Here is a 13172-nt window from a genome sequence, read left to right as displayed (position 1 = left end):
ATACGCCTTTTACTTATTTACGAGTTAAGCTGTAAATTGCTTTTAATGCGCCAAGCGGTAAAATTCTTGGTAAACCTCGCATTAAGAAAATTGCGAATCCGGTTAACGGATCGTGAATTTTACATTCATTTTTTAGCTTCATTAAACGCCATTCGCTTTTGAAATAATTCCAACCGTGACGACGGCTTACCATACCGTTGCCTACTCGAGCATATACTAATAAATCGGCTAAGTTCGCCACGTTATTGCCGTTTGCCACCATTTTTACCCAAAGATTATAGTCTTCTTGTAAATCTTGATAACCGCCGCACGCCTGAACTGCTGATTTTTTATAAGCAACCGTCATATGATTAAACGGGCAACGCAAGCGGGTAAATTTGACAATGTCTTCCGCTTTGGTCGGTACATTTCGGTAAGCAACAATATCTCTAATATTCTCACCAAATTCAGCGATTTGCCCGCCAAAAATAACCATATCCGGATTTTGTTCGATAAAAGCCACTTGTTTTTCAAAACGTTCCGGCAAACAAATATCATCGGTATCCATACGGAAAACCCATTCGTGCGAGCAATAATTCAAACCGTCATTAAGCGTTTTACCTAAACCACGATTTTGCTCAAAACGCACCACTTTAATTGGCAATTGTTGCTCATATTCCACCACAATCGCATCCAGCTCCGGAGTGACTTTTCCGTCAAATAACACCACGATTTCATCTGCCGGTCGAGCTTGTGCTTTTAAGCTTTCAAAACATTCTCTTAAAAACTGCGGATTTTCTTTGAAATACAAAGACATTAAAACAGAGAATTTCATTAAATAAACCTTTTCATATTAATTGCCAATTTTGGCGAGATAAACGTAACCATTGCGATAATTAAATGTTTCAAGCTGTGACTACGTTTGAACATTTGCCAATAATAACTTGCCGCTTGGCGGGAAAGATTCATCGCACAAGGGTAAGATAAAATATACAGCGAATTCATATCAAAATTTGCTGCTTGCGCATCCGTTTTCACATATTTTTGGCGAATTGCAGCTAATGCCAATTCGGTATTCGTCGTATTAGTCGAAACACTGGAACGCTTAGTGTGGAAACCACAAACACTGAGAGGTTGCTCCACAAAGACCGGCGTAAAGTTTGAGCTCGAGACTAATTTCAGCACAAACTCATAATCTTCCAACGATTTCAAATCCGTAGCTAAACCGCCCAATTCAAAAAAGAATGATTTTTTGATACCAAACATCGGCATTCCACCAATTTTATTGGCAAGCAACATTGCATCTAAATTCAACTTTTCCGGAGGAAACGGTTTGGTTACATAACTGAATCCCTCATTTACCATCACACACTCGGCCGGATGATAGACAAAATTCGCTTGAGGGTGTTGTGCCAGAACTTGAGCAAGCACTTCACATTTTTGCGAAGCAAAACGATCATCATCATCAAGGAATAACAACCATTCATAATTGGCTTGTTCCGCCCCAACATTACGACTGCCTGCCGCCCCTTTATTCGTTTCATTACGAATTACTGTGACCGGAAATGTAAAATTTTGCTCAATTACGACCGCTTGTGTAGAGCAATCATCCACAATAATCACTTCAAAATTCTTTTTCGTCTGCTGCTCAAGACTAGCTAGCAATGCCGGAATTTCATTCGCACGATTATAAGACGGCACAATAATACTAAACATTTTTTCCATCTTTTCTTTTTAACAATACGAGCTGTTTACCTTTATCGCCAAATAACGATAAAAACATAAGTAGCACTAACATAATGCCCGGATAAGCATAAGTATCAGCTTTAATATTTAAAACACTCAGAATAAACAGTGTAGAAAGCGTAAATTTCCAACTTCCATCAAACCAGTTATCCGCAATACGCTTGACAAAATAAGCCATAAAGGCAAAGCAAACCAATACATAGCCCAGTCCACCATATAATGTTTGGCGAATAAAACCAGAGTCCGAGCCACCATAATAATGTAACTCTGGCGTATAGTAATAACCATCGCCCATCAAAATCTGTTTAATCTCCGGTAAAAATAAATGCTTATTCACCAAAGTATCGGTCGAAGAACTGACTCGATCCGCACCGGATAAAATATTAATCACCGGTTCTAAGGCATGTGCAACATAAGGATGTTCAGGCAAATAAATCGCTAATCCCAATACAATTGCAACAAAGAGCAACAGATAAGGGAGGTAACGCCACTTAAAATACAACAAGATACTTAGTACTGAAAAAGTAAAAAATGTCCGTCCGGAGATCACCCCAATAAATAAAATCAATAACACGAAAACACCGTGCATATTATTGTGTTTCGCATTGTACGCCAACAGAAAATTAAGCAGCATTAAATAAAAAGCGCTTAATTGGAAAAAGGCAGCGGAAGTAATGTTATATAAGCGATACTCTTGCTCTGATCCTCTAAATTTAGGTAAAAACAAACTCATGTTTGTACCTAAAGCGATGTCCGAAAAAATAGCGATTCCGGTTAAACCCAAAACACCAATAAGCGCTTGTGTTCCAATCCCCCATTTTAGATCGTTAACCAGTTGATTCTGCTTATCGGCACGGCTATAAAGCAGATTATAAATTACAACCCCGAAACTAAATAAAATCAAGGTTTTCGAATACATAATCAATACGGAAAAATCTTTCGTACCGTTAATCAGAAGAGGCACTGCTGATAATGCAATTAATGCAAAAATTACCGCAATACTATCGATCGGTACTCGAATACCGTCAATTCGTTTTTGGTACCAACGATAAGCAAGTAATACACAGGAAAATGCCCCTGCTACAAATGCCATTCGAATAAAGTGCATTACCCATGGATCATAGATATAAAACAAATTAATTAATACGCTCATATTTTCTCTAATTAAAAGCGTTACGTTTAATTGCTAATAATTTTTTCAGCGGATATTTTAAAATTTTCTTAAAAGTAGCTTGTCGCTGCGAAGCTCTTGCGCCTTCCAAATTACTGGTTAAGACCGGATTTTCAATTGCCATTAAAGGGCGAACCACAAAAATATCCAATCCCCACTGTTGCTCAAATAAAATAAAATCATCCGCTAACCAAAACGGTAATGCCCCCGTTGTTAACAATTTTCTAGCACTGGATTTTTTGATTAAATAAGCAACCGTACCTGCATAATAATTTCTATAAGGATAGGCAAAACGATAAGCTGTCTTCTCAATCACTTTCATTTGCTGCTTAAAAGTTGTAGGGAATTCAATTTCCAACAACAGATCTTCAAAACTTAAAATTTTAGATTGACCAACCAAAATAATATCTGCTGCAAAATCTTGCTGAACCAACTTATCTAACGTAGATTGAAAATCTTGATTAAAGAGTGCATCATCTTCGCATACTAAACAATATTCTTGTTCGGCAATACTTTCATCGTTGATAATTTGTTGATACACCCCCAAATGACTAAATGTACAACCGACCTCACCTTTGGTGGCTTTACGCTGATAGCGTTGCTCAAATTTGGTTAAATCATATTTTTGTGCAAGTTCTTGCCATTCAAGCGACATCGTATTGATTGCATCAAATACTTGAAAATCCGCTGTATCCGGTTGAGAAAAAAACAGTTCGCGGCGCGCACTATCTTTTGCTAAAGAAATTAAATATTTTTTCATTGTTTAAATATCAATAATATTAATACCAACTTGATCAAATAAATCATAACAAGCTAAGTACACAGGATTATTTAATGGTGGTCGAATTGAAATCACTTCAATATTCCGATGATTCATTACATTCAATACCGCACCACTAAAATAAGTATAGATAATATATTTCTGTTCGTTCGCAGCTTGGTAAATATAATCTTCAAAAATTAAATCCGTATTGATGTATTCAACTCCAGTCAAATGATAGCGTTCTCGAGGATGAGGTAAATACGCCGTAATCCCAAATTGTTGAATAACTCGCTCTGCCAACGCAATATTTTCCTTGGCATCATCAAAAAGCGGCTGGCCAAGTAATAACTTAATTGGTTCGTGCTGACAAGCGGTCTGATTTGGCGTTAATTTTGCAAAAGAAACCGCTTCAACATTCTCAATAATGTTCGGTAAATTCGGATATATCGTATAATGTTTATTCGATAATGCTCTCAAGGTTTGAGTGCTATAGCGATTTCCTAATAAACAATTCACCATTTTACGCTTTAATGTTTTCGGAGAATCTTGATAATAAATACTATTCGGTACGATATTTGCCGTACCGTCATCAAATGTATGTAGCTGCTTAAAGCTCACCGTACTGCAAATTAATTGCACCAATTGATCATCAATACTTGCTACAAATAATTTTTCAACATTTAAATTTTTTACTTTTTGCTTAGCACGCAATAGTGCGATTAATAAGTTCAGCTTGCCGGACTTTGGATAGCTAAATAAAAAAGCCTCTTTGCAAAACTTGCTAAATCGAGCCCAATAATTCTGAAACTTATGATTATTATAAGATTCAAAAGTAAACATGATGCCGAAAAATTCCTGTTCTGGGTATTTCTGCATAATTTTTTCCGCCACAAGCACCTGTAAAGGGGTATGGCAAATAATTAAATTCATTAGGTTTCCGCTCTCACTCTTTTAGTCATGCTATATAAAATTGGCAGTAAACTTGCTCCGCCAATAATACTTGCATAAGGCATATACTCAATTTTAGTCTTCGCTAACAATAATAAGCTGATTACATATACCACGGTAGATAATAGCGAAGAAAGTGAAATAATTTTATTTTTTCCGTAATAAAACAAATAATTCACCAAAATAAAATAGGGAACTGTTAACGAAGTTGATAATAAAAATAAGATAATAAAATACTTCGTGCCAATAAATTGATTCCCTAATAGCCAAACTACCACGGATTCAGGAATCATCCACATAGTTAATGAAGGAATCGGCACAAATAATAGTGAATAAGCAGCCCATTTATGCACCTTATTCAAAGTAATCGTTTTTTGTTTTAAGCCTTCATAAAAATAAGGAAGCGTCGCTTTATTTAATGCCTGCAATAAAATCATTAAAATTGCGGCAATTTGCGCCCCCATTGCATAAAGTCCTAAATCAATTTGGCTAAATTGATGGAAAATAAAAATTCGGTCTAACTGACCTTTTAAATAAAAGCTCGCTTGGTGTAACAACAGCGGCACACCAAACCCTAATAGATACATTAACCCAAGCTTATGCTGATGTAAGCTAAATCTTCTATGGCTGTTAATTTTTCTGGAATACAGAAAGTACGCTAAACAGAATACAATCAAATTACCAAACAAAATCGCTAAAATGCGTTTTTCAACCAAATCTGTTTGGTAAGACTCCAACATCGCCACTGTCAGAATTACAGAAACAAAACTCGTCAGCGATTGAATAACCATATACGGAATCGCTTGTTTTTGGCATTGGCGGACACTCAACTGCACCGCTAAAAACGATTGAAACACCGCAGAGATCGCCAAATAAGCAATGATTTCAGTCTTAAAGTACCAACAAACTGCCAAAATAATCGAGCCGACCAACATAGTATAGGCGTATCCGGTTGAGACAACTAAATTCAGCGAACGTTTTCCATAAAAATAAAAATAACGCGCTACCGCACCTTCTTGACTTAACCCAACTAAAATCAGGAAAAGAACAAGGTAGGTCTGATAATACGACAATTCACCATAACCCTGAACCCCTAACTTACGAGATAAATAAGGCAATAGCAAAAAAGGAACGGCTTTTGAAATCAACTCACCGCCAAGGTAAATAACACTATCTTTTACAGCTTTCATAATTTGCAAAAAATAAAGAAAATTAACCGCTTGTAAACACACAAGCGGTTAATTTTAAGGAAGATCATAAAAAGCTTTCGGTTGATCTTTTTCAACGTCATTCAAAAAGTGTTTAATCACTTTATACGCTTTTTCCATTGCATTTTCTTGGTAATAAGGATTTGTCATCTGCGGTAAGCGCTGATGAAAATCCACTGAAATTAATTGCTCAATGCCGACTTTAATCGCTTCGGTGGTCGTTTCCACGTCAATCACCGTTTCACCACGTACACGTCCTTGTTGGCGGTTGCCGATATTTAGCGTACCGACACCGCAACTTGGCGCTTCCAGTAAACCGGACGAGCTATTACCAATTAAGCCTTTCGAATATTTAATCAGTGCTAAATACTCTTCTGGTTTCACTGAAGTGAAAAAGCAATAGCCGTTCTGTGCGGTATAAGCTTGGAAACGGTTAAAGATTTGATCCGCACTTGTGTCAGAATTCGAACCGATAAACACAAATTGATAGCGGTCTTTAAACTGATCTAACGCAGCTAACAATTGATCCACTTGCTCTAACACCGGTTGCTCGGTAAGCGTTTCCGGATGAAACACGACCATAAAATAATCACCGCTCGGAATCCGGCGTGTTTCAATTAATTGTGCTCGGCTCGGTAAGCTGAGCAATACGCTGTTTTCTGCACCTAATGACCCCACATTATGCACATATTTCGGATCTTCACCCAGCTGAATTACACGCTTTTTATATTCTTCGGTCGCAGTTAAATGCAGCTTTGCCATTTTAGTAATGCAATGACGAATAAATTCATCATAATTACCAAGTGTTTGTTCGCCGCCGTGTAAATGAATCAATGGAATATTATGCATTGCCGCCGCCGTTGCCACCGCAAGCATTTCATAGCGATCACCTAACACCATCACCGCATCATATTTGTGTTGCTGAAAATGCGCCCCAAAATGGTCTAAGCACTCCGCCATCGAATGAATTATGGTTTGGTTATTTTCAGCATTGAGTGTAAGCGGAATACGTGCGACAATCTCAAAGCCGTCTTGTTCGATAACCGTCACTGTATTGCCGTACTGGGCATCTAGGTGCATTGCAGTCACCACCAATGAAAAATCCAATGCCGGATCGTCATTTAATTTTTTTAGCAGGCGTTTTACGATACCATACTCGGCTCTTGAACCTGTTATATACGCAATTCGTTTCATTACTTGATCTCTTGTTCCAAAATAGCGGTCAATTTTTCATAGCCTTTTGCGTTTAAGTGCAAGCCATCCGTAGTAAATTCCATCGCAAGTTTGCCGTATTGGTCACAAAATGCTTGGTATAAATCTATCCAAATCACATTGGTTAATGATGCTTTTAGTAACTGATTCAGTGCGATAATTTTCTCGTTACTACGTTCCGCTCTAAAAGCAACCGGAGTAATTTCTAAAAAGTAAATATTGATATCCGAGCGAATCGCTTTGAGCTTAGCAATAAAATCTTGAATGGCACAACAAATAGACTCATTCGTCTCACCATAGCGAGTCAAATCATTTGTGCCTAACATCACGACAACATCGTTACCCAATGTTTTAATTAATCCTTTGTCGATAACTTCTGCCAAATATTCTTTCGCTGAAATACCGGAAAAACCAAGGTTACACACACTTTTGCCGTTTAGTGATTGAATCGACCACTGATCTAAAATCGAATGCCCGACTAAAGTAATGTCCGCATTTTGTGTAAAACATTCTTTTTTACTCAAAATTCGGATACGGATGCGATCTAACTGTAATTTTTCTTGCTGACGCTGTTGCATGATAAAGTAGAAATATTCAAAATCCTTACGATCGTCAATATCAATCGAAACATCCTTATCCATAAAGTAAGCCAATGACTTAGCACCATAGAAATGTTTCTGCTCAAGATAAGCGGTCGGTTTTGCAATAAAAATTGCACCGTTCGGCGAATATTCCGGATGATATTGCTGACGAGCGTAATTGGAATAATCCAATTGGAAATGTTTCAGACTTTCGTCTTCTTCAATCGGGCGAGTTAATGTGGTTGGCTTGTGCGCATCAGAGACCGACACACAAAAATCGAAATGTTCAAACTGCGCTTCAAACTTGGCACATGCTTCTTGAATATGCTGTGCGGTGCGAAGCGGCGAGGTCGGTTGCAATAACACAAAATAATCAAACACAGTCGATTGATATTGTTGTAACACATCTTCAATAACCACAAATGAGCTGGCTTTATCGCCAGCTAAATGCGGCGCACGTTTGATGAATTCAATCGGATAATGTGCAAGCAAATCAATATATTCTTGCGAGTCTGTACTCACAATAATTTTTTCAAACTCATCTGACTCAATCGCCGCTTCAATCGAATATGCCATTAACGGTTTACCTTCGACCAATAACACATTTTTATTCGGCAACCCTTTTGAACCGGAACGTGCCGTAATAATTGCAATTTTTTTCATAAATTTGACCGCTTATAAGCTAAAAATGCCCCCAAATGGGAGCGAGAATTACATTTGGTTTTCAAAACGACTGTCGGCAATCAGCTGATCTTCTTCAAAATCCTGTTGAGCTTCTTTACCTAATACCTCATACCAGAACATCGGGCTAATACCATTGCCCGGGCGTTTGGTGGTAATGTTATCGGTGGTAAAAATTTCACCTTTTTTGATTGGACGAGCGGCAATAATCGATTTACGTGCCACGATTTTGTTTTTCGCTTCCGAATTGGTCACGATTTTTTCTGAAGAACCCAGTGATTTTTCTACCGCACGAATCCCTTCACATAATAACTTTAATTCTTCTGGAGTAACCGACGCTTTATGGTCCGGGCCTTCGAAGTTTTTATCTAACGTAAAATGTTTCTCAATGAAAGTAATACCGTAAGGTACTGCCGCAAGCCCCGCAAAGTAGCCTGCAGAATGGTCTGAGAAACCTAAACTGTATTCGCCGAACTCCTGTTTTAATTGATGGAACGCATTTAGGTTCACATCTTCGTAAGGGGTCGGATATTCGGTATTACAGTGTAAAATGGTGATGTCTTTTTTCGCCATCCCATTATCTTCCAAGACTTTAAGTGATTGTTTCGTCTCTTCAATCGTTGCCATACCGGTTGAAATCACAATCGTTTTGCCTTCAATCGGTAAACGTGCAATTTTTTCTAAATACGGTAAGTTGGTTAATTCGCCTGACGGAATTTTCCACACTTTTTGCTGCTGGTCGGCTAAGAAATCAATCGATTCGAAATCGAACGGTGTTGAAAATACTTCTAAACCTAATGAACGTGCGTAAGCTTCTAATTTCACAAATTCATCATAAGGTAATTCCAGTTTACGGGTCATTTCTAATTGAGAATCTGCCGTACCGGTCGTGACTTTTTGATATTCCGCTTTTGGCGCATATTTTGAAATTAATTTATCCGCTTTGAAGGTTTGGAATTTTACCGCATCTACGCCACACTCTTTCGCCACATCCACCATTTTTTTCGCTAACGCAGGGTCACCATTATGGTTACAACCGATTTCTGCCACGATAAATACTTTACTCATTTAATTTGCTTCCTATAGAGACTTTTCTTAATGATTATGTTCTTTAATAAATTTAGCCGGTACACCTGCCACCACAGTACGAGGTTCGACATTACGAATCACCACCGCACCAGAGCCAACCATCGCTTTTTCACCGATACGCAGCTGACCATTCACCACAGACGAGCTGCCAACAAATGCGTAATCTTCGACAATCACATCGCCGTTTAGTGTCGTATTGGTGGAAATATTGCAATGATTGCCGATAAAACAACCGTGTTCGACCAAAGCTTTGGTATTGATAACCACGTTATCACCGACCGTTACCCCCGCATTCACGATTGCCATCTTACCGACAAATACACCTTTCCCCAGTTGAGAACGGTTGGACACAATGGCGGTTTTATCAATCACATTGACAATTTCACAACCTAACTGAGTTAACGCTAAAAATTTTTCGAGACGATGCTCGTTATTGCCAATACTAATGAAATAGCAATATTGATCTCGCTGTTCAAATTCTTGGATCGTATGTGCCAGAATCGGATAGCCTAAGTGCGAACAACCGGTTGGTTTGAAATTATCAATAAACCCACAGAATTCGAACTGTTGCTCATCTAACGAGTCTAAAACAGACTTGGCATAACCGCCGGCACCTATTAGTACAATTTTTTTTCTCATCGTATCTTTCACTCAAAGAGAAATAGAATGTGCATTTTAGCAATAAATCGTAGAAAATACGCAAAATATTTATCTATCGGGAGCAACAATGTTTTTTCTAACCAAACTGCTGACATCAATTATCTTACCGCCGTTTAGCATTGCGCTACTTTGGATCCTTTCTTTAATACTCGCACATTTTCACTACAAAAAATTAAGCCGTTTCCTAGCCGCATTCGGCATTATCGTCTTGTATCTGATCAGCACTCCTCTTGTTGCAACCAAGCTCAGTGATTCATTAGTAACCAATGATAATTTAACCCTTGATGATTACCGAACTGCGCAAGCAATCGTGGTATTAAGCGGCGGTATGCGCGACAGCCAAGAATTATTCGGCAACATTGCTACCGGTGATTCCACCCTTGATCGTATGCGTTATGGGGCTTTTTTAACTAAAGAAACATCACTGCCGATTTTAGTAACCGGAAGCAGCCCAAACGGCAATTCCGAAGCAGCAATGATGGCAAAAGAATTTGAACAATTCTTCCAAGTCAAAGCAAAATGGTTGGAAGAAAAAGCGAAAACCACCAAAGAAAACGCTCAATTTTCTCGTGAAATGTTAGCTAAAGAAGGCATCAATAAAATTGTCTTGGTCACGAATCAATGGCATATGAAACGCGCCAAAATGTTATTTGAAAAGCAAGGTTTTGAAGTACTGCCGGCGAGTACCGGCGCTGGCGTCACACCGGAAGATTACTACAATTATTTCTATTATCTTCCGCAAGCCGGAGCATTGAGCAGTGTGATGATCTCACTGAAAGAATGGATGGGCTACCTAAAAGAATCCCTCTAGCCTTACATAACAAGCGGTCTGATTTTCGTTATTTTTTGCAAAAAACGAGGAAAATTAGACCGCTTGTCGTATGAATCCGCTGTTAGCCTATTTCTTGCGGATCAATATCTAAGGTTAAACGAATATTGTTTTGTAAGCCTAAATTGGCTTTATCCAAATCAAATTGATCGATCAGCTGTTGTAATACGCCTCTTGAGCGATGTTGAATTAATAAAAGCCAGCGGTAATACCCCGCTTTTTTTGCCATCGGTGCAGAAAAAGGCGGTAGAATTTGAATATCCTGTAAACCGAGTTCCGTGCTTTTTTGCTGGAAGTAAGCGGTCAAATTTTGCAAAAGATTTACTACTTGCTGATTGTCTTTACCGGTTGCTCGTAACAACACTTGCGCAGCAAACGGCGGCAGGCCCATCACTTTACGCATTTTTAATGCTTCTTGTGCAAACGCCAAATAACCTTGTTCTAACAAAGTCTTGAGCAACGGATGTTCCGGATAATGCGTTTGTAACACCACTTCGCCCTGCTTTTCCGCTCGTCCGGCACGCCCTGCTACTTGTACATAAAGCTGTGCCAAACGTTCTTCCGCTCGGAAATCAGTAGAGAACAACGCCGAATCGACATTCACAATCGCCACTAACGTTACATTCGGAAAATGATGCCCTTTCGCTAACATTTGCGTGCCGATCAGAATTTGGCTTTTGCCTTCTCGAATAGCATTTAAGTGACTTTCCAATGCCCCTTTACGAGCGGTGGAATCTCGGTCGATACGGCTAATTTGGTAAGTTGGGAACTGCTCACTTAACACTTGCTCCAACTGTTCCGTCCCCACTCCGGTGGTAATCAGATTGGTTGAACCGCAATGTCCGCACTGGCGAGGGATCACCCGCTGCGAAGAACAGTGATGACAACGCAAGATTTTTTGTTTCTGATGATAAGTGTAAGGCTTTTCACAAGCGTCACATTCACACATCCAGCCACACTCATGGCAGAGCAAAACCGGCGCAAAGCCGCGGCGATTTAAAAACAACATTACCTGATTTCCTTGTTCCAAATGCTGTTTCATCATCGCTAATAAGCGGTCGGAAAGTCCGGCGGTAATACGCTGTGTTTTTAAATCAATCAGTTGCTGTTTCGCCTGTTGGGCATTACCGGCACGGGCAGTTAAAGATAGTTCGATAAACTTGCCGTTTTGGGCATTTTGCACGCTTTCTAAACTTGGCGTTGCAGATCCTAAAATGATCGGAATATGTAAATTTTTTGCCCGTAAAATCGCCAGATCTCTCGCGTGATAACGCCAGCCGTCTTGTTGTTTGAAGGAACTATCATGCTCTTCATCAATAATCATTAAGCCCAATTTCTCAAACTGGCTAAACAATGCCGAACGAGTGCCGATGATAATCGCACTTTCACCGTTTTTTGCTCGCAACCAAGCATTCAAGCGTTCGGTTTCATTCATATTCGAATGTAGTACATCAATTTCAACATTAAAACGGGCTTTAAATCGTTGTACCGTTTGCGGGGTCAGTCCGATTTCCGGCACTAACACCAACACTTGTTCGCCTCGCTTTAACACCTCTTCAATCACTTGCAGATACACTTCGGTTTTACCCGAACCGGTCACACCGTTTAATAAAAAAGCTTCAAAACCGTTTTGTACTGTTAAGCGGCTCACCACTAAGCTTTGCTGTTTATTCAACACCAACCGATTCTGCAAGTTTACAAGCGGTCGATTTTGCAATTTTTTTTGCCAATGTTGCGGCTCAAACGGCACATTAACCGACTCGATATAGTTTTTTTCCAATAGCCCTTTCCAAGCCGATTGACTACAAGCGGTCGGTTTTTCAAAAAAATTTGCAATTTCTGCCAGTTCCGCCAGTAAATCTTGTTGTTTTTTTGCCCGTTTGTTCTCATCCGAGAGCAATGCCGCATGTCCGGCTTCGGTAACCGCAAAGTAATCTGGCTGCGATCTCTCGGTGCTATCACCATTGCGCAATTTCACCGGCAAAGCATTGATCGCCACTTCACCAATAGGCGCGTGATAATAACGAGCCGCCCAACTGAGCAGTGCCCAAATTTCCTCGTCAAAAATCGGTTCTAAATCTAATACCGCTTTAATCGGTTTGAGCTTATCTTCGGAAACATCGCTTGTTTTAGGGAAATCCACCACCACGCCGATTTTCGTTTGATTACCGAAAGGCACTTCAACACGCACGCCTTTGACTGCCGACAAAAACGGTGGCAGTAAATAATCAAAATAACGATGTAATGGCACAGGCAATGCCACTCTAACTAGCTTCGACATAAAATTAAAAAATGAGAGAGTAAT

12 protein-coding genes are annotated in these 13172 nt (G+C 39.3%); 1 reads left to right on the top strand and 11 read right to left on the bottom strand.

Translation table 11 applies throughout. From position 1 onward, the window contains the following. Positions 1 to 13: 13 nt before the first annotated feature. The 10 genes from C228_RS0105420 to C228_RS0105375 are packed head-to-tail and all read right to left on the bottom strand — an operon-like array spanning position 14 to position 10017. Entirely contained in the window at positions 14 to 814 is an 801-nt protein-coding gene (locus C228_RS0105420; protein ID WP_018651667.1) for a glycosyltransferase family 2 protein, read from the bottom strand. Beyond that, entirely contained in the window at positions 814 to 1695 is an 882-nt protein-coding gene (locus C228_RS0105415) for a glycosyltransferase family 2 protein (protein ID WP_026313201.1), read from the bottom strand. The genes C228_RS0105420 and C228_RS0105415 overlap by 1 nt, the downstream gene beginning before the upstream one ends. Next, on the bottom strand, positions 1688 to 2878 hold the full coding sequence (locus C228_RS0105410) for a hypothetical protein (RefSeq protein WP_018651665.1): 1191 nt from the start codon (positions 2876 to 2878) through the stop codon (positions 1688 to 1690). Before C228_RS0105410 ends, C228_RS0105415 begins: the two co-directional genes overlap by 8 nt. Before the next feature lie 7 nt (positions 2879 to 2885). Further along, positions 2886 to 3656, bottom strand: a complete 771-nt coding sequence (locus C228_RS0105405) for a glycosyltransferase family 25 protein (protein WP_018651664.1) — start codon at positions 3654 to 3656, stop codon at positions 2886 to 2888. Between the two features lie 3 nt (positions 3657 to 3659). Then, positions 3660 to 4589, bottom strand: a complete 930-nt coding sequence (locus C228_RS0105400; RefSeq protein WP_018651663.1) for a glycosyltransferase family 52 — start codon at positions 4587 to 4589, stop codon at positions 3660 to 3662. Continuing rightward, entirely contained in the window at positions 4589 to 5797 is a 1209-nt protein-coding gene (locus tag C228_RS0105395) for an oligosaccharide flippase family protein (protein WP_018651662.1), read from the bottom strand. Before C228_RS0105395 ends, C228_RS0105400 begins: the two co-directional genes overlap by 1 nt. A 54-nt stretch (positions 5798 to 5851) precedes the next feature. After that, a complete protein-coding gene (gene neuC, locus C228_RS0105390; protein WP_018651661.1) occupies positions 5852 to 7009 on the bottom strand; it encodes a UDP-N-acetylglucosamine 2-epimerase in 1158 nt (385 codons plus the stop codon). Further along, positions 7009 to 8271, bottom strand: coding sequence for a cytidylyltransferase domain-containing protein (locus tag C228_RS0105385; RefSeq protein ID WP_018651660.1), 1263 nt, complete (start codon positions 8269 to 8271; stop codon positions 7009 to 7011). The genes neuC and C228_RS0105385 overlap by 1 nt, the downstream gene beginning before the upstream one ends. Before the next feature lie 48 nt (positions 8272 to 8319). Next, the gene (gene neuB, locus C228_RS0105380) at positions 8320 to 9357 is read right to left on the bottom strand and encodes an N-acetylneuraminate synthase (RefSeq protein ID WP_018651659.1); all 1038 of its coding nucleotides are present in this window, start codon (positions 9355 to 9357) and stop codon (positions 8320 to 8322) included. Between the two features lie 27 nt (positions 9358 to 9384). Further along, a complete protein-coding gene (locus tag C228_RS0105375) occupies positions 9385 to 10017 on the bottom strand; it encodes an acetyltransferase (protein WP_005624353.1) in 633 nt (210 codons plus the stop codon). Positions 10018 to 10105: 88 nt separating this feature from the next. On the opposite strand from C228_RS0105375, the gene C228_RS0105370 reads away from it, so the two are divergent. Next, positions 10106 to 10849, top strand: a complete 744-nt coding sequence (locus C228_RS0105370; protein ID WP_018651658.1) for a YdcF family protein — start codon at positions 10106 to 10108, stop codon at positions 10847 to 10849. Positions 10850 to 10931: 82 nt separating this feature from the next. Here C228_RS0105370 and priA read toward each other — a convergent pair whose 3' ends face one another. Further along, complete coding sequence (gene priA / locus C228_RS0105365; protein WP_245552749.1) at positions 10932 to 13148, bottom strand: primosomal protein N'; 2217 nt, start codon at positions 13146 to 13148, stop codon at positions 10932 to 10934. Positions 13149 to 13172: the final 24 nt, after the last annotated feature.

This window comes from Actinobacillus capsulatus DSM 19761, from assembly GCF_000374285.1.
Classification (GTDB): domain Bacteria; phylum Pseudomonadota; class Gammaproteobacteria; order Enterobacterales; family Pasteurellaceae; genus Actinobacillus; species Actinobacillus capsulatus.
This window is presented reverse-complemented; position numbering and strand designations above follow the sequence as displayed.

What these genes read in the sequence shown, in the direction of transcription:
- neuC (WP_018651661.1), bottom strand. Translation starts at nt 7,009, where the DNA reads ATGAAACGAATTGCGTATATAACAGGTTCAAGAGCCGAGTATGGTATC.
- C228_RS0105410 (WP_018651665.1), bottom strand. Translation starts at nt 2,878, where the DNA reads ATGAGCGTATTAATTAATTTGTTTTATATCTATGATCCATGGGTAATG.
- C228_RS0105400 (WP_018651663.1), bottom strand. Translation starts at nt 4,589, where the DNA reads ATGAATTTAATTATTTGCCATACCCCTTTACAGGTGCTTGTGGCGGAA.
- C228_RS0105415 (WP_026313201.1), bottom strand. Translation starts at nt 1,695, where the DNA reads ATGTTTAGTATTATTGTGCCGTCTTATAATCGTGCGAATGAAATTCCG.
- C228_RS0105420 (WP_018651667.1), bottom strand. Translation starts at nt 814, where the DNA reads ATGAAATTCTCTGTTTTAATGTCTTTGTATTTCAAAGAAAATCCGCAG.
- C228_RS0105395 (WP_018651662.1), bottom strand. Translation starts at nt 5,797, where the DNA reads ATGAAAGCTGTAAAAGATAGTGTTATTTACCTTGGCGGTGAGTTGATT.
- C228_RS0105405 (WP_018651664.1), bottom strand. Translation starts at nt 3,656, where the DNA reads ATGAAAAAATATTTAATTTCTTTAGCAAAAGATAGTGCGCGCCGCGAA.
- neuB (WP_018651659.1), bottom strand. Translation starts at nt 9,357, where the DNA reads ATGAGTAAAGTATTTATCGTGGCAGAAATCGGTTGTAACCATAATGGT.
- C228_RS0105385 (WP_018651660.1), bottom strand. Translation starts at nt 8,271, where the DNA reads ATGAAAAAAATTGCAATTATTACGGCACGTTCCGGTTCAAAAGGGTTG.
- C228_RS0105375 (WP_005624353.1), bottom strand. Translation starts at nt 10,017, where the DNA reads ATGAGAAAAAAAATTGTACTAATAGGTGCCGGCGGTTATGCCAAGTCT.
- priA (WP_245552749.1), bottom strand. Translation starts at nt 13,148, where the DNA reads ATGTCGAAGCTAGTTAGAGTGGCATTGCCTGTGCCATTACATCGTTAT.
- C228_RS0105370 (WP_018651658.1), top strand. Translation starts at nt 10,106, where the DNA reads ATGTTTTTTCTAACCAAACTGCTGACATCAATTATCTTACCGCCGTTT.